Raw genomic sequence first — 17,672 nt, 5'->3', positions numbered from 1 at the left:
CATTCGTACTCATTATCATGCTGATTGGTCATATAAATATTCATGCCAGTAGCTCTAGCCACAGCCCAGTCCAGCGCCCGCCCAGTTAGTGCACTCGTTTTGATTTTCATTTTTTGAAGTTCCTTAACCAGCCAATAATGTGATAATTCACGTCTTCGGGAAGACCATTGCGATATTTATCTCTGGTTCTCCGGTGGATACTCATTTGGGTGATGGCAAAGATCCAGAAGAATGTTGGATACAAGACTATCAGTAACAAGAATCCTATTGATTTTGCTATAAATTCAGGTAGATCCCTGATTTCATAATCCAAAAAATCATCCAAGGCATCTCTGCTGAATACGTATTTTATTGTTGCTAAGAAGCTATTCAGCTGAAAACAAATCACATCACCAAACGTGTAGTCATACCCAGCTATTACAGCCCACGTCGGATTATCTAAATAATGCTCCAGCATCACAGGATATTGTTTGTAATATCTCATCTCAAAAATCCTTATGGTGGGGTTAAAAAAGCCTGCAATATGCAGGCGAGGATTATTAAAACTTTAGGTGGTTTTTCTCTATTGTATCAACAGCATAAGCTGACGCTCTAATGGCCTTATCAATTCGCTCTTGATCAGGATAAAAATCACATTTAACCGTTGCTAATTGAGCTGTAATTATAAGTAATTTTTCCTTCAAAAAATAAATCAGCGCCTCATCTGTCATTGATTCTCTCTCTCTTTCCATTAATTCATCTGTTAGCGTTGAATTAGTTAAATCACAAATTTCATCTTGAAGAGCAAGCTTTTCATCTAACCATTTTTGAGGTGACTTATTTCCATTTTCAGATGCTTCCTCAATTCGCTCTTTTAACTGTTTGTATTTATGCGTTAGTTTAAGTAATTCGCGCTTTCTTTTATCCATTTCAACCCCTGTTTTCTTGACTTAATTTAAGTGTCTTGTGGTTCATTTCCATATTAACATGCGCCTAACATGGTGTTTTAGAAACATGTCACAAGATTTTTTAAGGTTAGAACTCAATATCTTCTTGATATCCAGCTGACTTGATTCTGGTGAGGTCTGCGGCCTCTAATCCACCACGTGTATTAGTGAAATAATAAGTCTTCTCTGCTCCCGGTGCATGTCGGGACTTCGTGCAAATAATTTCAGTGACGCCTTTCAGTTCCGTATTAGGATTATATTTTTCATCACGATAAACCATGAAAATAACGTCCGCCTCTTGCTCGATAATCCCAGATTCCCTCAAATCTGCGTTAACGGGTCGCTTGTTACCTCGCTGCTCCAGATTTCGGTTTAACTGAGACAGGGCAACAACCGGGCATTTCAATTCCTTAGCCAGATTTTTTAAACCTGTGGCTATTTCGCCAACAGATTGGTTCATATTGTCAGGATTGGTCATTTTCATTTTTTGCAGGTAGTCAACGATGATCAAGCCAAGACCACCCGTTTTCTTGTGCATCCGTCTAGCTTCTGATCGAATCTCACTGATACTCATTGAGGATTTATCGTTAATGTGAATGGGCGAGACTTTGATATCCTCCAGAGCATGTGCCAGCTTGCCCCACGATTCATCCATCATGTGTTCCCGGTTGTTCTCGCCAAGCAAGTCCTCTTTGCGAACATGCGCATGGTGAAAGGCGATTCGCTCTGATATCTGCCATTTCGGCATTTCCAGACTAAAGAACATCACTGGCTTTTTCTTACCTACGGAAACGGTTTTAGTAATTGCCGTACTGATCATAGTCTTACCCATACCCGGACGACCGCCAACCACAATAAAATCCGTGTTATTAAATCCGCCAAATGCCTTGTCGATATCCGGCATACCAAATTCGGTTTTGTGTTTCCAGATATCGCCATTGATCATCGATTCAATGATTTCTATCGATTCCTCAATGCCTTCCATGATGTGGGTTGTTCCACCGTCATTAGCGCTACCTAAATTTGATATCTGGTTTTCAATATCCCCGGCAATATCCTGAACAGAACTTACGCCACTTTCTGTGATTCGAGCAATCCCAGCATGCAGCACGGATAACATTTCACGGGTCATGGATAACCGCTTGAGTTTATCAACGTAACTGGGTAACAGGTGGACGCTGGGAACATGTTTGGCGCACTCAGCAATGTAGGCAAATCCTCCGCAATGATTGGAATCACCCGTTTGCTCAAGCTCACTGTTCAGCAATACCAAATCAAATTTACTGCCCGTTGCATTGAGTTGTTTCAGTGCCCGCAAGATCAGCCTGTGAGCTACGGAACTGAAATCGTTTTCCACCAATGACTCAACCGCATCAATGGCAAAATCCGCAAATTCATTACCCGAAATTAAAACACCACCAATAACCGCCCGTTCTGTGTGAATATCAGAAAATTTTTCCATGTTAACCCCCGTTGCGCCTTGCGATGTGTTCCCGTTTTGCTTGTTCATAAACCTGCGGCCAATTCTCCGGCTTGAGTATCCAGTCCAGGGTTAGCCACGGTTTCTCTTCCAGTTGGCCGAACAGCGATGACTGGCTGATCAGATCAAAACACGTTGCCATGTGCTGAACCTCTCGCCAGCTCCCTTTGTTGGTTTTGCCGTTCCACACGGTTTCCAGATTTCGGTAGGCTGGTCTACGTTGTGTCCACTCCTGAGCATCAACACTGCGGGCGGGAATTTTGTTATTCCAGAGCGTGATTAACTCAGTGTGGGGACAATCAACAGGGTTTCTGTCAGTGCGTTCTTTCCAACTGATTGCATCAGATAGGCGCTTATCAAATCGAGTCATCCGAAACAGATTTTCGGGGGTTGGTTTAAACGACCAGTTTTTCACTGCCCATTCAATCACCAGTTTGATTTCATCAGCCGTGTAACACACTCCCTTGCTCTTCACTGTGGATAGCGCTTTCAGGAATGGTGTTGTTGATTGAAATCGGGAATGGGTGAGCTGGTTAAAATAATCCAATATTTCGAGAGCGAGATTTTCTTCCCCTGTGGGGGTAAGGGGGATCTTTTCTTTATTATCTTTAATAGTATCTTTTGTGTTTAGCTGAATTGGCTTATTTTCTTTAGCTGTTTTAGCTAAACTTTTATTAGCTGATTTAGCTAAAGGTTTGCTATTTTGGCTAACATCCATAATCCACTCAGATGTATTTACGTTTACCCCTATCATACCGTCTTGTTTAATCAGTATTTTTCTTTGTACTAACCCCTTAATTTCAGTGCTAACATGAGTGGGATGCAAGCTGATCATTTCAGCTATCTGAGTGTTGGTTAGTCGGTCAAATCGTTTATGCCAACCAAACGTTTTTTCAATAATGGCATCCATGATTCGGTATTGTCTGTATGTGATGCCGTCATTGCTATGCTTCCTCATCATCTGCTTTACTTCACGAGGAGTTTTAATGAATTCAATATCATCATTCACATTTTCCTCTTTTATTTTTGTTATTGGCTGCCGGTAATCAGCCATTCTTGCAACGTTACCCATGGCGTTTCCCTCCGGTCAGTTCCTCGCGATGTTCCAGACGCAATCTGGCATCCTCCAGAGCATCACGCAGCTTTTTCGCGCCATCCTCAGTGACGGAACGCGCAACCTGATCACGCCGGTTATTTTTATGCACAGCGCTGTGATTAAATTTTGTTTTCATGTATAATTAACCTCTGTGAAATGTTGTTTTGAGGGGGACTTGCATACTGCCCCTCAGTCGTTAAATCGACATCTCAAGTTGCATTTCAGAAGCCTCAGTTGTTACAGCAACTGGGGTTTTTCTTTTTGGGTATCTGAGTTCATCCAGCATTGACAATAGCTTGCTGGCCTCGACTCCAGTCAGTACGATATTTGCCTCACATCCGGGCGCTGCGACACTTCCCTCTGGCAGTCCCAATTCCACAACCATTCTGCTCGCCAGTTTTACTATGCGCGCCTTTTCTCGACTCAATCCGGTTGGGTGAATCCCCATTTCTCGGGCTAACGGGCTGTTTCCAGTTTCCACGGCTGATTTGAACCAAAATGTTTCCAGCACTTGGGGTTTACACGTAACGCGAGTATTGCGGGTTTTTGCGACTTCCATTTGATATAGTTCCTAAAGTGAAATTTAAGTTAAGGTGTTTAATAAAAATACAAAATCGTCAACTATCATGAGATAGATGATGGTTAACACGACTGAGTCTCTGGTAAGTGAGCCTTTACGGGAATACCCGATTGCCTGAGTGACTACCCGGCGCTATTTCAGTTTGCTAGGGTTCACCAGTGTCCTGTCGTGAGGGCAGATTGTTAAAGAGCGGCGCGCTATCAAGCGCTAGGTTTTATCTGGGCAAATACCAGTAATTCTTTTTTCACTGGATCTACCCCAGTGAATTGTCCAGTAGCTGTCTCTATGCGCTCAGCAATAGCAGGTGAGGCACGGCGGTTACCATAGGCAATTTGATTTAAATATCCGGCGCTTGTCCCTGCTAGCTGAGCAAGTCGTTCCCAGTCTTTTTGGGACGATTCTTTTCTCCAACGGAGTAAGTCATTGCTCATGTTATTTACCTTGTGTGTTAATGATAAAACCAAGTTTATCTTTAAGATAAAAGATAGGCAAGGAAATTTATCTTTAATTATCTTTTTGCATATTTATCAAATTGCTAATTAATGCAAAGATGAGGACATGGAAACTAAAGATATAAGACGCAATAATTTGCGCACCTTGATGGCACAATATGGGCGCCAAGGGACATCTAAAGCATCATTTGCAGAGTTGATAGGAATACCACCTAGTCAGCTCAGTCAGCTAACGAGTGATAATGTGGTTAGGAACATAGGGGACATTATTGCTAGACGTATAGAGGGAAATTTAGATCTACCTACTGGTTGGTTAGATGTCCCCCAACAACTTATTGATAAATGTGACAATAATCACAAAGAAAGAGACGATGCTAACTATCACTTGCAAAATCTTTCACACAAAGTTACTGATCTTTCATACAGGATTGAACAACTTGATGTGGAATTTAGCTGCGGAGGTGGTAGGTTGAACAGTGATTATCCCGATATAGTTCGCTCAATTGAGATTGATCCTGAATATGCAAAAAGGATGTTCGGCAGTAGGAAGTCAACTTCGTTAAAATTAACAACTGCCGTTGGGGATAGCATGCTAGGAACAATAGATCCGGGCGAATTAGTTGTTTTGGATATAACAGTCAATCGATTTATGAGTGATGGGATTTATGCCTTTACATACGGGGATGGTATGCACATAAAACGATTACAATTACTAAGGGATAAACTGATAATTATTAGCGACAACCAAATTTATGACAGATGGGAAATCGACTCGGAAAATGAATCAAAGTTTCATATACACGGTTTTGTCGTTGGCAAATGGAAGATGGATTACGCAAGATTGGGATAATTAAGAATTAAGACAAAAAACTAAAACAAATAGAACCAGCCTCGTGCTGGTTTTTTTGTACCCAAAACCCAAAAAAGATAAAAATATTTATCAATACAGATCAATCATTTATCAAAAAGGAGAGCGAAAATGATAAATTATTTATCAATTTGCTATTTACATATATTTATCTTTGAGATAAATTTAAACCATCAACGGCACACAGCCAAAGATAAAGTAACATGCTCTTTAACAATCTAACCCAAAACAGCGTATAGCTCTGTTACACCCCTACGCACAAATGCGATGTATCGCTGATAGTTGATTGTGGACTCCAAACGTCTTGATCAATCTGTCAGCGAGAAGATTAGCCTCGAAAGAGCGCGAACGGGCATCACTGACAGAGAGAGCGTTGTAATTAACCAAGAGGAAATAATCATGCTTTAGTAAAGCGGACAGACCGCGACGTATTACGTTAATGCTGCGGTAGTGACGCAGCCCTGAGTCACCCATGTTGGTGAGCCTGTGTAGTGACGGGTCAAGGTTCATATATTAAAAGTAGCTCCGGTAGTGCAGCGTGACCGCCAGTCACGCACCGGTTACGGCTGAGGATAGCGCGGGCGACTCCAACATACGGACTCAATGGCATGAGCGCGACCACTGCGAGAGTGTGGTGCTGACCACAGATCATTCATCGAGTGGTCTATGGTGAGCCAATTACAGGAGAAATTCTATGCACGAGAAAGATATTGCACTGGAAAATATTCTCGACAAATTCTTTTTTCAGTCTCGGCAGCAACAACGCGAGAATTTTCGAAATAACCGCGAACCCAAACAGCGTTTAACCCAACAGGAACACGACACTATCGACGTGTTCACCAGTTTCATTCCGGCAGTAAACAGCACTCCGTCAAAAGAGCGAGTGAGAACCAAAACCAAAACCCGCCGTAGATTGGAGTCGGGGAATGTTACAGCACGTTAATCAACTGTTGGAAAAAGCGCAAAAGCGCAATCATCGTCGTAGAATCTACAAACGATTATGGAGGGGGATTTACGTGACAGCGGCTCAGCTATTGATTTTATTTTCGCGCAAATCTTAATTGGTGATAATGAAGATTTGCCAAAGTATGTACCATCAGGTAGGTCATAGACTTTGCGGGTAATGGTACGGGTAAGCGTCCTGCGAAATCCAATCGCCAGCATTTTTTCATGTAATAAATCGTATTGATTGTAATCAGCATCATATATTTCAACACGAACTAAGTAATTCATTTGTCTTATTCCTATTTTGACTGCGGAATGACCAAATTATCAGCTTTCCTTGACTGTGGGAAGTGAGGAACCACTGCCGCCTGAGTGAGTTATCAAAGCAGGCAACCAACCAAAATAAACAATATTAATTCTGAGGGTGTGAATATGGATATCGAATTTATTAACGAATTGCGTGCCTATTTAAAGCGTCATCGCCAGTCTGCTGTTAATTATCGCAATGATGGCGACTTTGAAATGCGTAAAATCAGCGTTCGGTTAGCGTTATCCAAGCGCCGTGGCATTCGCGAACTGAACGCTATCTATGGTTGTTAACTAATTACAGCTCATTTCCGAGTGGGCTGTGGTGAGTTACTCTGATATATTCATGGATTCGATAAGGGATCATGAGGGAATGTGACAAATGTTTTATGGCTTTGGATTGTATGAGTTTATGTTTATTTGGTACTTTTGGTTGACTATCCCCATTGGATTATTATCTTGTTATGGGGTGTATAAATGTAAGAATCTAATAATTAGAATTATATGTGCACCAATAGCATTAGTATTTTTATTTTTTGTAATTGTCATTTTCTTGGACTGTACTGGATTATTCATGGCAGGTGCATACATTAATAAACACTTTTTCTAATCATGAGCATTAGCTGACATTTAAACGATAGCTAAATTAAACACCAGCCTCGCCAATGCGGGGCTTTTTATTACCTGAATGTAGGAAAATAATAATGAGTGATATCGTCAAAATAGCAATAAGCGCAGAAGCAAAAGTTTATTACAGTCAAGAGCTGGAAATCCCAAGAGAAGTTTATGAAAAAATATTAGAAATTGAAAACTCTAATATAAGACATCAGGATATGGACAGGAAATTAGTCGATATTATTTACCAGTATGGGTTTACAACAGACTCCGCTTGGATGGATGAAGACGTATTAGAGGATATTGAAATAATGTTATTGAGTGGTGATGACAATGCCTAAACATATACACGCCGAGTCGCTGACCTCTAAATAATCCAAACTCGAAAATAATTAATCGTTTTTACTAACGAGGGACTGTTACATGCGTAACAACATGTTCGACGGGTGCGCAGTCGTACCCAAACAACCACAGGCAGTCAGGAATCGGCGCGCATGGAGGCGCCTAATTGCACTATTCATCATCTCATTATTCGTATTTATTCCGGTTTAGGAGAAATAACAATGTCATTAGCAACATTTCCAATTAAAAAGCGTCATGGCATGGAGAAGATGGCGCGGATGGCTCAGGAATTAGAGTTATCCGAATTCGAACTGAATTATTTAATGGACGAGATAAAAATTCGCCAATCCAAGGAACGGTATAACCAGCGCTCTCTCAAATTCGCCGAGGTTCCATTATGAGACATTTCGGATACGATCCCCATTGGATGCAGAATGAAAAATACGAGCGGGACATGGAGGCCACCGCATATCAGGATGCTGTAGAGGAAGAGCAAGGGGGCAAGGCTTATGACTTATATAGCAGTCTGCCAGAAGATCCTGAAGGTGTTTTATCCCCCAAAATGATTGAGCTTTTCGGTGTACTGCTTGATAAGAATAGCGATGCACTTGAGAGTCTCAATAACTTCCTGTACGACCTAAGTTTATTGGAAATTAAGAGACGGGAGGTAGCATGACGCCTGGTATCTATTATGACATTTCCAATGCGGAATATCACCACGGCGAGGGAGTGAGTAAGTCACAATTGGATGATATTGCAAAGAGTCCTGCATTTTATAGATGGAAGAAACATGCCCCAATCGACACGGAAAAGTTAAAAGCGCTGGATATGGGAACGGCATTGCACTGCCTGCTATTAGAGCCTGATGAGTTTATCAATCGGTTCATTGAGGCACCGGAATTCAACAGAAGGACTGACAAGGGAAAGCAGACTGAAAAGGACTTCTTAAAGGATTGTGAGGATACAGGGAAAACCGTCATGGATTACGAGCAGCATAGAAAGCTGAAATTAATGAGAGATAGTGTCATGGCCCATCATGCAGCCAGATACTTTTTAGAAGCCGATGGACATAGCGAAGCATCCATTTATTGGTCAGACCCAGACACGGGTGAATTATGCCGAATAAGGCCGGATAGATTTTTATTAAACCAGCCTGTCATTGTCGATGTTAAAAAAACCGCAGATATGGAAAGGTTTTCGCGTCATATTGAAGAGCTTAGGTATCACGTACAACACGCAATGTATCAGGAAGGTTATTTGCGTCACTTTGGAGAATCGCCGATTTTCCTATTTATTGCAGTCAGTGAAAAGATTGATTGTGCCCGTTATCCAGTGCACGTTTTTGAACTGGATTCAGACGATGTTGATGTTGGGTTCGAGCTGTTTAAACAGAATTTACACACTTTCCATGAGTGCCGTATCAACGATGATTGGGGCGGTATAGAACCTATTTCGCGCCCTGATTGGGCCAAACGGAGAAACTAATATGTCACAAGCAATTACTACGTTCGAAAATGAACATGAAGCCGATACATCGGCGGCAATTTTTAGCCCTACGGGGCTGCAAAAGCTACAGGCATTCGCTGAGGTTATGTCTCAAGGGGTTGCAACCGTTCCGAAACATCTAGCGGGCAAGCCAGCCGATTGTCTGGCAGTAGCGTTACAAGCCGCGCAATGGCGAATGAATCCATATGCAGTAGCACAAAAAACACATCTCGTTAATGGGGTATTAGGTTACGAGGCGCAGTTAGTAAACGCAGTGGTTACAAGCTCAAAGGCTGTTCGCGGACGCTTTCATTATCGGTATGGCGGGGATTGGGAGAAAATCACAGGAACCAAGAATAAATCAGATGAAAGCGGGTTGTTCGTTGAAGTGGGTGCAATCCTTAATGGTGAGTCTGAAATTACATGGGGAGAGCCTGTTTATCTTATCGATATCACGACACGAAACTCCCCGCTGTGGAAAACAGCACCTAAGCAGCAAATTGCTTATCTAGCCGTGAAATACTGGGCGCGTCTTTATTGCCCCGAAGTGATCCTAGGTGTTTATACGCCTGATGAGTTTGAGTCAGAGCCTCGTGCTATGCGCGATGTAACCCCAGTCACAACAAAGCAATCTCTCAATCAATTAATCAACAACAAGCCAGTAAAGGATGAGCCAAAAGGTGACAAACGCACACCTGATGAGTTGCTGTGTGATTTCACTGAGGCTGCAAATAACGCGAAAAGCATTGAAGAATTAAATAAGTTCTATACCTACAGCGCCAAGAAGCTAGCACGCGAGCAGGATGCCCTAGATAAAGCTACTGATGTTTATCAAATTAGAAAAGACGAGCTAAGCGACATGGAGAATGAATAATGACCGAGGAGCCTAAATTTTTATACGACAGGCCCTGTAAATACGGACATACGCAGCGGTATATATCAACGGGAGATTGTGTTATCTGTGCTCGCGAAAGGGATAGGCAGAGAAAAAGGAAAAATAAGGAAAAAAAGAGCGAAGAAATACCGTTCCCCATCACCGATTTTCAGCACCGAGTCACTGTGCTCGGCAATCCAGATAGAATCAACTATTAAAGGATCTTCTTATGAAAACTTTACATGGGCGCTGTATTCAGAGATGGAAACAGCTTTTTGCTCCTGTTTGTGACTCTAAAATCTCTCCCCACTATCGCAAGTCTGATCTAAAGGGCTTTGTCCGAAAATGCGGGATTATTACAGCGGATACCATGATTTTAGAAATGGCAGAGGGAAATGCAAAAGTTGATTTCCAAGGTGATAAAGAAGGAGGATGGTCACCTGAATTTTCAGACTTCTTTAATAAAAACAGAGAAAAATATATCACTGAAGCGCGCCTGTTCCTCAATGAAGAAGCCACTAATGCAGAAATCGACGATTTAATCGAAGAAGAAATTTCCAACTGGAATTAATCAGTTCAAACAAAAACCTCTAACCCCAACCCTATCACTACGCTGCTATGCGGCGGGAGGATTATTGTAACCAAATTCGGGAGGACACATGCAGTTCACCCCATGGAACCCCAACCCCAGAGCAATTAACCGAGTCAATGACCCGTTCCCCACCCCCACTAAGTGCCGATATTGCTGCAACCATGTAGAAATAGCCCATCACACGGAGGTGTTTGGGCGAGTTCTGAATAGCAAATGGCCGTGGTTATATCTATGCACCTCATGTGGTGCGCGTGTCGGTATGCATCCAGAGACCAATATACCGCTGGGAACACTGGCGGATTATCCGACACGACTCGCACGAATGAGCGGTAAACGGGAATTTGAGGAGATGAGGCGGGAACGGGACTTAGCACGCCCGGATGCGTACAGATGGTTAGCAAGCAAATTAGGCATTCAATTTCGACAATGTCACTTCGGCTGGTTCGACACTGATATGTGTGAACGGGCAGCGAATATATGCAGGAGGTTTAATAATGGCTAATTCAGATTTATGCAGAGAGGCGTTTGAGAAATTCATTTTAACTAAGTTCCGTTATTTTGAAAATGCATTAGAGAAAGATGGAGACGGAACATATTTCAATATGTCAGCCCAAAATTATTGGGAGGTATTTCAGGCGGGATGGAAAACGAGCCGGGAAAATATCGAAATAGAATTACCTGAAAATTTCACAATATCAGAGATTGAAAATAAAGAGCCTGATATTCAGGAACGCATGATGGCCCGCAATGAAACGATTAATGAAATACAGGAAATGTTAGAGCGGCAGGGGTTTAAAATTAAGGAGAACCATCATGGATATTATCGACGTAGCGAATGAATTAAATGAGCTGAATATATCTCATGCACTCCAGAACCGACCGCCAGCATTAACCAGTGTCAACGGGATGTGTCGCTGGTGTGAGACGGAGCCAGCAATACACGGTGCATTCTGTAGCCGGGAATGTGGGGAGGACTATGAGAAGAATAGGCGGAGAGATGGAACAAAAATACAGCCTGATATTAGCTGACCCACCTTGGCAATATAATAACGCAGCTAGCAATGGAGCCGCCAATAACCACTACGCTACCACCGATTTTTATTCTCTCACCCGACTTCCCATCGAAAAAATAGCCGCTGAAAACTCTGTGCTCTGCATGTGGTACACAGGGAATTTTGCATTGGAGGCAATCAAACTAGCTGAGGCGTGGGGATTCACGGTCAAGACTATGAAGCTGTTTACATGGGTGAAGTTGAACAAGCTGGCAATGGAACGCATAGACAAAGCCATTCAGGAAGAAAGGCTGCTCGACAGTTGGGATTTTATGGAGCTGCTCAATACTGAAACACGGATGAACGGCGGTAATTATACCCGCAGCAACTCAGAGGATGCGCTGATCGCCATCCGAGGCAACGGGCTGCCACGACAAAGTGCCAGTGTGAAACAGGTTATTTATTCGTGTCTGGGTGAACATTCACAGAAGCCGCGAGAGGTTCACTACAGGTTAGAGCAATTATACGGCGATGTCCCGCGCATTGAATTATTCGCCCGTGAGTCAGTCGATGGCTGGCATTCATGGGGGAATGAGTCACCTATAAACAATATCGAATTTATTAATGGAGTTAAATATGCAAGTACCAAAAATAGCAATATCGATACCCAGAACCACAGCAGAGAAAATTACTAATCCCGGTAGAAAAGTCCCAGATGAAATATTGGCAGATTTTGTCACCGATCTTGTTGTGGAGGGATTGCTGTCAATTAGTTTCCCTGAGTCAGATGTGAATATCACCATCACCGATGACTAGCGAATTCGAGAACGCAAGGAGGACAGTGGCAAGGGATTGCCTCAAAGAACTCAAGAGCCTACCCAAATACGACGATACCGCAGTCACCGCAATTCTCGATAAATACACACCCAAATTTAAACCACTCAACCATATGTGATTCAGCGCTAAATCAGTGCTGGTTTACTATGTTCGGTTGATTCAGAGGGAGATGAAAGATGGATAAGAAATTAATATCAAAAGACGAAGTGATGAAAAAGCTCGGCATCACTTCCCGACAAACACTATGGGATTACGAGAAGCGCAGGAAGTTCCCAAGACCAGTAAAACTCCGCCCTAAGGCCTACCTACGCAAGGATTTTTATAAGTGGATAGAAGATGGCGGTGTCAGTCAGTTATCTTCCTAAGATGCCACATCAATTTGTCAAAATAAATACCATACGCCTCACGCTGATCATCAATCCAATCGTGCTTGTTATAAATAGCCATTACCCCTCCAATCTCATGCCCCAGCATTTTTTCTATTACATGCGGGGCAACACCTTCCTCAGATAGGCGAGTCGCAAGCGACCTCCTGAAGTCATGTGCTCGCCATTTATCCATATCCAGACCATCCCTAATTCTTATTACATACCTGTTTGCTGCCGCTATAGAAATTGGTTCACGAATATCCTGCCCTGGGAAAAGAATATCTTTGTAGGTGATAAGAGCCTTATCAAGAAGCGGGCGAATGCCATCAAATATTGGCCTTCGTATTATTTTTTTAGTCTTACTGTGCTCGGAAGGAACTGTCCATATTTCATTTTCTAAGTCGAATTCTTGAATAGTGGCTAATCTAAGTTCTGACAACCGACATCCCCACAACATCACCATTTGGTGTAATAATTTATTAGATGTCGATGCTCGGCTTCTTTCTATGGCTAGCCAAATTTTAGCAAGCTCCTGATATGATAAAACCCGGTCGCCTATACTAGATCTTTCGCCAATATCTCTTGGGTTGATTTTCATTATTTGGCATGAGTCTATTAGTTGCCGCCTAATGCACCAGTTAATAGCTGATTTTAATTGAATAAATAATTTATGCGCTTTTTTAGGATTCTCTTTCTCGAACCCTGCAAATAAGTCAATCCACTCTCTAGATGTTATTTTCTCAATGTCTGTATTAGGAAATTTCCCAGATGTGTTTTTTATCACCATAGCATCATAGAGCGCCTGAGTTTTTGGTCTCAGTTGTGTATATACATATGTATCCGCCCAGTATTTAATGCAATCATCCAACGTTGTTATCTTTCTCTCTGTAGAGTCATTTAGTGTTCGAGGATCTACCCCTTGTTCAACGAGAATTTTTATTTCTACAGCTTTTGCCCTAGCGTCCCGCAATGAGATAGCCGGATATCGGCCTATACCAATTCTGTGTTGTTTGCCGCTAAATCTGTAACGGCACTGAAACGTGATCATCCCTTTGGGAGACACTCGGACGCTAAGTCCGTCGATATCTGTTATTTCAGGATTCCCCTGATATGGTTTACCATGTATAAAGCGTAATTTTGTGTCACTAAGAGCCATATCGTTTTGTACTCACAGAAATATTAATTTGTACTCATTCTGTACTTAATATTGCATGGACGAAACTAGACAGTAAAGGACACAATCAAACATTCAAAGCAAAATACAGTTAAATTTATTTTATAAAACCATTAAAATCATAAAGATAAACACCAATAACTTACGGAAAAAAACTTTGTCTACCGATAACAAACAACCATCATTCTACTTTCATGATTACGAAACTTTTGGTAAACACCCTGCCCTAGATCGTCCCGCTCAATTTGCAGGCGTTCGCACCGACAGTGATTTCAATATCATTGAAGAACCTTTAGTGGTGTATTGTGCTCCCTCTGACGATTATCTTCCTGATCCTGAGGCTGTCATGATCACAGGCATTACACCACAATTGGCCCTGAAAAAAGGCGTCAATGAGGCGGAGTTCGCTCGTCAAATCCATGCAGCATTCAGTAAACCGAATACGTGTATTCTTGGATATAACAATATTCGTTTTGATGACGAAGTCAGTCGCAACATTTTTTATCGTAATTTTTACGATCCTTACGCTTATAGTTGGCAAAAAGGTAATTCCCGCTGGGATCTTCTTGATGTATTACGTGCCTGCTATGCCTTGCGTCCAGAAGGTATTATCTGGCCAGAAAATGATGATGGTTTACCGAGTTTCAAGCTAGAACATCTGACAAAAGCCAACGGTATTGAACATACTCAGGCCCATGATGCTATGTCCGATGTTTATGCCACTATCGCAATGGCAAAGCTGGTAAAAAAAGCTCAGCCTCGCTTGTTTGATTACTTTTTCCAATTAAGAAACAAGCAGAAAATCAGCCATCAGATTGATATTCCGCAAATGAAACCTCTGGTTCATGTATCAGGTATGTTTGGTACGTTACGCAGTAATATCAGCCTTATTGCCCCCTTAGCATGGCATCCAACAAATCGTAACGCGGTGATCATGTGTGACCTGGCAGGCGATCTCACCCCATTATTGGAACTCAGTGCAGATGAGTTACGCGATCGTTTATACACCCGGCGTAATGAACTACAGCCAGGTCAAACTCCAGTCCCCATTAAATTAGTACATATCAATAAGTGCCCAATCATCGCACCAGAAAATACATTACGGCCAGCGGATACAGAACGAGTAGGATTAGATCGCAATCAATGCGAACAAAATTTAGCTATTTTGCGCAATCATCCTCAAATCAGAGAAAAAGTTGTTGAATTGTTTTCTCATCCGGAAGAATTTCCAGAATCTGATAATGTCGATACTAAGTTGTATAACGGCTTTTTCAGTGATGCCGATAAAACCGCAATGGAAATTATCCGAGAAACAGCCCCTCAAAATTTACCGGCATTGGATTTATCGTTCCAGGATGTACGCATTAAGGCACTCTTGTTTCGTTATCGCGCCAGAAACTATCCGGCAACTCTGGATTATGACGAACAACAATGCTGGTTACGTCATCGCCGAGATATTTTGACACAAGCAAGTATTAGTCAATATCTTGCAGAAATTGAAGCGCTTTTTGTGGAATATCAATCCGATGAAGAAAAATGCCGCCAGTTAAAAGCATTGGTTGATTATGCAGTTCAACTAGCTGAATAAAACTTCCACCCAATTTCCATTTTTTATGATAGAAAAAGACAACCCTTCAGGTTTTGTCTTTTTCTATTTATTCATTAAAACAAGTTAGTCGTGCTGGTGATCTATATTCTGACACCCACACTCTCCCACCCAATTTTTTAGTTTGGAGGTTTTGCCAATTCCCGGATTTAAGGTGTTGGTAGGATCAGTTATCTGATAGAACTGTTTGAGCTGTGGTTTAGCTTCATATAAATGACCCACATTGTGTTCAGCAGGATACTCAGCTCCACGTTGATTCAAAATTTCCAACATTTTTGCTTTCAGTGCGTAAACATCTGCACCCTTTTTGACAATATAATCCTGATGGAATACATGGCACATAAAATGACCATAATACAGCCGATGCACTAATGCTTCATTGATATCTTCAGGCAAGGTTTCAAACCATTCACGATCATTGCGTCGCAAAGCAATATCCAATGCCAGAATATCTTCCACTTCATTACTGTGAACGGCCTGATAACGAATAGCGGCCCCTGCGGCTGCAAAACGGTGTAAAAATGCTTTTGCTCCCTCTTCTGGCGTACAGGCAAAATATTCTCCCTCAGCCTGTTTAAAGTAGCTTTTCAACCACTCACTCGCTTCCTTAATACCTTTACCAGACATTTTCAGCATTAAATGATGTTCAAAACGATTTCGGTACTCTTTCAGACGAGCGGGCAAATGAGCAGGTAATAAACGGCTCAAGCCCTGCATGACACGGTCAGTAAAATGAGAAGGCAAAAACGGTACTTTACCCAATATGGCATCCATTCGCCCTTTCAGGCTGAAAAACATTGGCATTTTATCTGTGCCTAGTTTATCAATCATGACAAAAGTATCTTTTCCATACACTTCAGCAATATCAAAAATATCCCGATGTATGTATTCTCCGGCAACGGGCAAGTTCTCAAAATTTGACAGAATATGGCGGCGTAGCTCCGTCAGAACCTCAGGTTGATTCGTGCCAATATAATAAACCTGCGAAGATGATTCTGCCGGAAAAGTATCAAGGCGAACGGCAAAGACAACTAATTTACCCGCACAGCCAGAGGCTTCAAACAACCTTCGCTCATCGGCATTAAAACGTGATGGAGTTTCTGCATCAACATCCCTGACACGCTGTGAATATTCATGATCAGAAGCAGCTCTTTCAGTGTGCTCAATATCTTCGGCACGATAACGCTGTTCTTCCAGACAAGACAAAATAGTTTCAGGTTTATCACCTAATGCTATTCCCAAATGGTTAATGAGTTCAGCTTCACCTTTTTCATTAACGCGACCATATAGTGCCATTTCGGTATAAGCGGGTCCACGCTGAACCAGAGAACCCCCTGAATTATTACAGATCCCCCCAATAACAGAGGCACCAATACAGGATGAACCTATAACTGAATGAGGTTCGCGCCCCAACGGTTTCAATACTTTTTCCAGATGCCATAATGTACTGCCAGGAAAAGCAATAACTTGATTGGTAGATTGAAGTACCTGAATTTTATCCATCCGTAGGGTGCTTATGATGACGATATCACGGTCATAGTTATCGCCACTCGGTGTAGATCCTTCCGTTAATCCAGTATTAGCTGCCTGCATTAAGATAATTTTGTCAGCTTCAACACAGGCTTTGAAAACTTTCCACAGTTCCAATAGCGAGCCCGGAAACACAACCGCAAGGGCATTTCCTTGCCCGGAACGAAAACCTTTTCGATAACGTTCTGTTTTTCTGGGTTCAGTGAGGATATGGGAAGAACCAACGATATTGGTGAGAACAGCAATTAGTTGTTGATTTTGTGGGCTTTTAACATCATTCATAATAGTATTATTACCTTATGAGAACTTACCAGACAGGCTCTTGCTGAAATCAATCAGGTATGGCGAAATTATTATCTATTATACCCTTTCCATTACAATTTGTTGATTTCTTATCCATATTTCAACTTGGAATCTATTAAGCACTGACTGCATTTTAATGTTTTTCATGCAATAACTGCTTTTTACTATTTTTTTCAATTTCCTATTTTTTAAAATAAGTATCCCCCGGCATAGCCGGGGGTTTTTCATATGCGCCTATAAGGCTTTCTTACCAGCCGCGCCCTAACAGGCGCATCGCAATCTGACATTTGCATTCTATGGA

26 protein-coding genes are annotated in these 17,672 nt (G+C 42.0%); 15 read left to right on the top strand and 11 right to left on the bottom strand.

What is annotated here, in order from left to right; translation table 11 throughout:
* Positions 1 to 106: 106 nt before the first annotated feature.
* The 7 genes from AAC854_RS17565 to AAC854_RS17535 form a co-directional block, all read right to left on the bottom strand.
* Positions 107 to 484 carry a hypothetical protein gene (locus AAC854_RS17565; RefSeq protein ID WP_340618259.1) on the bottom strand — a complete coding sequence of 126 codons (378 nt, stop codon included), beginning with the start codon at positions 482 to 484 and terminating at the stop codon, positions 107 to 109.
* 55 nt (positions 485 to 539) lie between these two features.
* Positions 540 to 908: a hypothetical protein gene (locus tag AAC854_RS17560; RefSeq protein ID WP_340618258.1), complete on the bottom strand. Its 369-nt coding sequence runs from the start codon at positions 906 to 908 to the stop codon at positions 540 to 542.
* Positions 909 to 1,014: 106 nt separating this feature from the next.
* A complete protein-coding gene (locus AAC854_RS17555; RefSeq protein WP_340618257.1) occupies positions 1,015 to 2,388 on the bottom strand; it encodes a replicative DNA helicase in 1,374 nt (457 codons plus the stop codon).
* Between the two features lies 1 nt (position 2,389).
* Positions 2,390 to 3,478, bottom strand: a complete 1,089-nt coding sequence (locus tag AAC854_RS17550) for a replication protein (RefSeq protein ID WP_340618256.1) — start codon at positions 3,476 to 3,478, stop codon at positions 2,390 to 2,392.
* Positions 3,471 to 3,638, bottom strand: coding sequence for a hypothetical protein (locus tag AAC854_RS17545; protein WP_340618255.1), 168 nt, complete (start codon positions 3,636 to 3,638; stop codon positions 3,471 to 3,473). The genes AAC854_RS17550 and AAC854_RS17545 overlap by 8 nt, the downstream gene beginning before the upstream one ends.
* Before the next feature lie 60 nt (positions 3,639 to 3,698).
* Positions 3,699 to 4,061: a hypothetical protein gene (locus AAC854_RS17540; protein WP_340618254.1), complete on the bottom strand. Its 363-nt coding sequence runs from the start codon at positions 4,059 to 4,061 to the stop codon at positions 3,699 to 3,701.
* Positions 4,062 to 4,282: 221 nt separating this feature from the next.
* Positions 4,283 to 4,513, bottom strand: coding sequence for a transcriptional regulator (locus tag AAC854_RS17535; protein WP_340618253.1), 231 nt, complete (start codon positions 4,511 to 4,513; stop codon positions 4,283 to 4,285).
* A 127-nt stretch (positions 4,514 to 4,640) separates the two neighbouring features.
* Between AAC854_RS17535 and AAC854_RS17530 the strand changes: the two genes are divergently transcribed.
* Positions 4,641 to 5,384, top strand: a complete 744-nt coding sequence (locus tag AAC854_RS17530; protein ID WP_340618252.1) for a S24 family peptidase — start codon at positions 4,641 to 4,643, stop codon at positions 5,382 to 5,384.
* 270 nt (positions 5,385 to 5,654) lie between these two features.
* On the opposite strand, the gene AAC854_RS17525 is transcribed toward AAC854_RS17530, so the two are convergent.
* The gene (locus tag AAC854_RS17525; protein ID WP_340618251.1) at positions 5,655 to 5,876 is read right to left on the bottom strand and encodes a hypothetical protein; all 222 of its coding nucleotides are present in this window, start codon (positions 5,874 to 5,876) and stop codon (positions 5,655 to 5,657) included.
* Positions 5,877 to 6,096: 220 nt separating this feature from the next.
* Between AAC854_RS17525 and AAC854_RS17520 the strand changes: the two genes are divergently transcribed.
* Entirely contained in the window at positions 6,097 to 6,345 is a 249-nt protein-coding gene (locus AAC854_RS17520; protein ID WP_340618250.1) for a hypothetical protein, read from the top strand.
* On the opposite strand, the gene AAC854_RS17515 is transcribed toward AAC854_RS17520, so the two are convergent.
* On the bottom strand, positions 6,342 to 6,635 hold the full coding sequence (locus AAC854_RS17515) for a DUF2622 domain-containing protein (RefSeq protein WP_340618249.1): 294 nt from the start codon (positions 6,633 to 6,635) through the stop codon (positions 6,342 to 6,344). The two genes, AAC854_RS17520 and AAC854_RS17515, sit on opposite strands and share 4 nt — an antisense overlap.
* A gap of 144 nt (positions 6,636 to 6,779) precedes the next feature.
* On the opposite strand from AAC854_RS17515, the gene AAC854_RS17510 reads away from it, so the two are divergent.
* From AAC854_RS17510 to AAC854_RS17455, 12 genes are all read left to right on the top strand, one after another.
* Positions 6,780 to 6,947, top strand: coding sequence for a hypothetical protein (locus AAC854_RS17510; protein ID WP_340618248.1), 168 nt, complete (start codon positions 6,780 to 6,782; stop codon positions 6,945 to 6,947).
* A gap of 410 nt (positions 6,948 to 7,357) precedes the next feature.
* Positions 7,358 to 7,609, top strand: a complete 252-nt coding sequence (locus AAC854_RS17505; RefSeq protein WP_340618247.1) for a hypothetical protein — start codon at positions 7,358 to 7,360, stop codon at positions 7,607 to 7,609.
* Positions 7,610 to 7,831: 222 nt separating this feature from the next.
* Entirely contained in the window at positions 7,832 to 8,011 is a 180-nt protein-coding gene (locus AAC854_RS17500; protein WP_340618246.1) for a hypothetical protein, read from the top strand.
* Positions 8,008 to 8,286 carry a hypothetical protein gene (locus tag AAC854_RS17495; protein WP_340618245.1) on the top strand — a complete coding sequence of 93 codons (279 nt, stop codon included), beginning with the start codon at positions 8,008 to 8,010 and terminating at the stop codon, positions 8,284 to 8,286. The genes AAC854_RS17500 and AAC854_RS17495 overlap by 4 nt, the downstream gene beginning before the upstream one ends.
* A complete protein-coding gene (locus AAC854_RS17490; RefSeq protein ID WP_340618244.1) occupies positions 8,283 to 9,095 on the top strand; it encodes a PD-(D/E)XK nuclease-like domain-containing protein in 813 nt (270 codons plus the stop codon). Before AAC854_RS17495 ends, AAC854_RS17490 begins: the two co-directional genes overlap by 4 nt.
* Before the next feature lies 1 nt (position 9,096).
* Positions 9,097 to 9,969: a RecT family recombinase gene (locus AAC854_RS17485; RefSeq protein ID WP_340618243.1), complete on the top strand. Its 873-nt coding sequence runs from the start codon at positions 9,097 to 9,099 to the stop codon at positions 9,967 to 9,969.
* Positions 9,970 to 10,198: 229 nt separating this feature from the next.
* Entirely contained in the window at positions 10,199 to 10,540 is a 342-nt protein-coding gene (locus AAC854_RS17480) for a hypothetical protein (RefSeq protein WP_340618242.1), read from the top strand.
* An 88-nt stretch (positions 10,541 to 10,628) separates the two neighbouring features.
* Complete coding sequence (locus tag AAC854_RS17475) at positions 10,629 to 11,063, top strand: zinc-finger-containing protein (protein ID WP_340618241.1); 435 nt, start codon at positions 10,629 to 10,631, stop codon at positions 11,061 to 11,063.
* Complete coding sequence (locus tag AAC854_RS17470; RefSeq protein WP_340618240.1) at positions 11,056 to 11,400, top strand: phiTE_015 family protein; 345 nt, start codon at positions 11,056 to 11,058, stop codon at positions 11,398 to 11,400. The genes AAC854_RS17475 and AAC854_RS17470 overlap by 8 nt, the downstream gene beginning before the upstream one ends.
* Positions 11,375 to 11,590 carry a hypothetical protein gene (locus AAC854_RS17465; protein ID WP_340618239.1) on the top strand — a complete coding sequence of 72 codons (216 nt, stop codon included), beginning with the start codon at positions 11,375 to 11,377 and terminating at the stop codon, positions 11,588 to 11,590. The genes AAC854_RS17470 and AAC854_RS17465 overlap by 26 nt, the downstream gene beginning before the upstream one ends.
* Positions 11,538 to 12,248 carry an MT-A70 family methyltransferase gene (locus AAC854_RS17460; protein WP_340618238.1) on the top strand — a complete coding sequence of 237 codons (711 nt, stop codon included), beginning with the start codon at positions 11,538 to 11,540 and terminating at the stop codon, positions 12,246 to 12,248. Before AAC854_RS17465 ends, AAC854_RS17460 begins: the two co-directional genes overlap by 53 nt.
* Before the next feature lie 318 nt (positions 12,249 to 12,566).
* Positions 12,567 to 12,755, top strand: a complete 189-nt coding sequence (locus AAC854_RS17455) for a helix-turn-helix transcriptional regulator (RefSeq protein WP_047769296.1) — start codon at positions 12,567 to 12,569, stop codon at positions 12,753 to 12,755.
* On the opposite strand, the gene AAC854_RS17450 is transcribed toward AAC854_RS17455, so the two are convergent.
* Positions 12,736 to 13,914 carry a tyrosine-type recombinase/integrase gene (locus AAC854_RS17450; protein ID WP_340618237.1) on the bottom strand — a complete coding sequence of 393 codons (1,179 nt, stop codon included), beginning with the start codon at positions 13,912 to 13,914 and terminating at the stop codon, positions 12,736 to 12,738. The genes AAC854_RS17455 and AAC854_RS17450 overlap by 20 nt on opposite strands.
* Before the next feature lie 175 nt (positions 13,915 to 14,089).
* Between AAC854_RS17450 and sbcB the strand changes: the two genes are divergently transcribed.
* A complete protein-coding gene (sbcB, locus tag AAC854_RS17445) occupies positions 14,090 to 15,520 on the top strand; it encodes an exodeoxyribonuclease I (protein WP_340618236.1) in 1,431 nt (476 codons plus the stop codon).
* 84 nt (positions 15,521 to 15,604) lie between these two features.
* Here sbcB and dld read toward each other — a convergent pair whose 3' ends face one another.
* Entirely contained in the window at positions 15,605 to 17,350 is a 1,746-nt protein-coding gene (dld, locus tag AAC854_RS17440; RefSeq protein ID WP_340618235.1) for a D-lactate dehydrogenase, read from the bottom strand.
* Positions 17,351 to 17,672: the final 322 nt, after the last annotated feature.

This window comes from Xenorhabdus entomophaga, from assembly GCF_037996725.1.
Taxonomy (GTDB): Bacteria; Pseudomonadota; Gammaproteobacteria; order Enterobacterales; family Enterobacteriaceae; genus Xenorhabdus; species Xenorhabdus khoisanae.
This window is presented reverse-complemented; position numbering and strand designations above follow the sequence as displayed.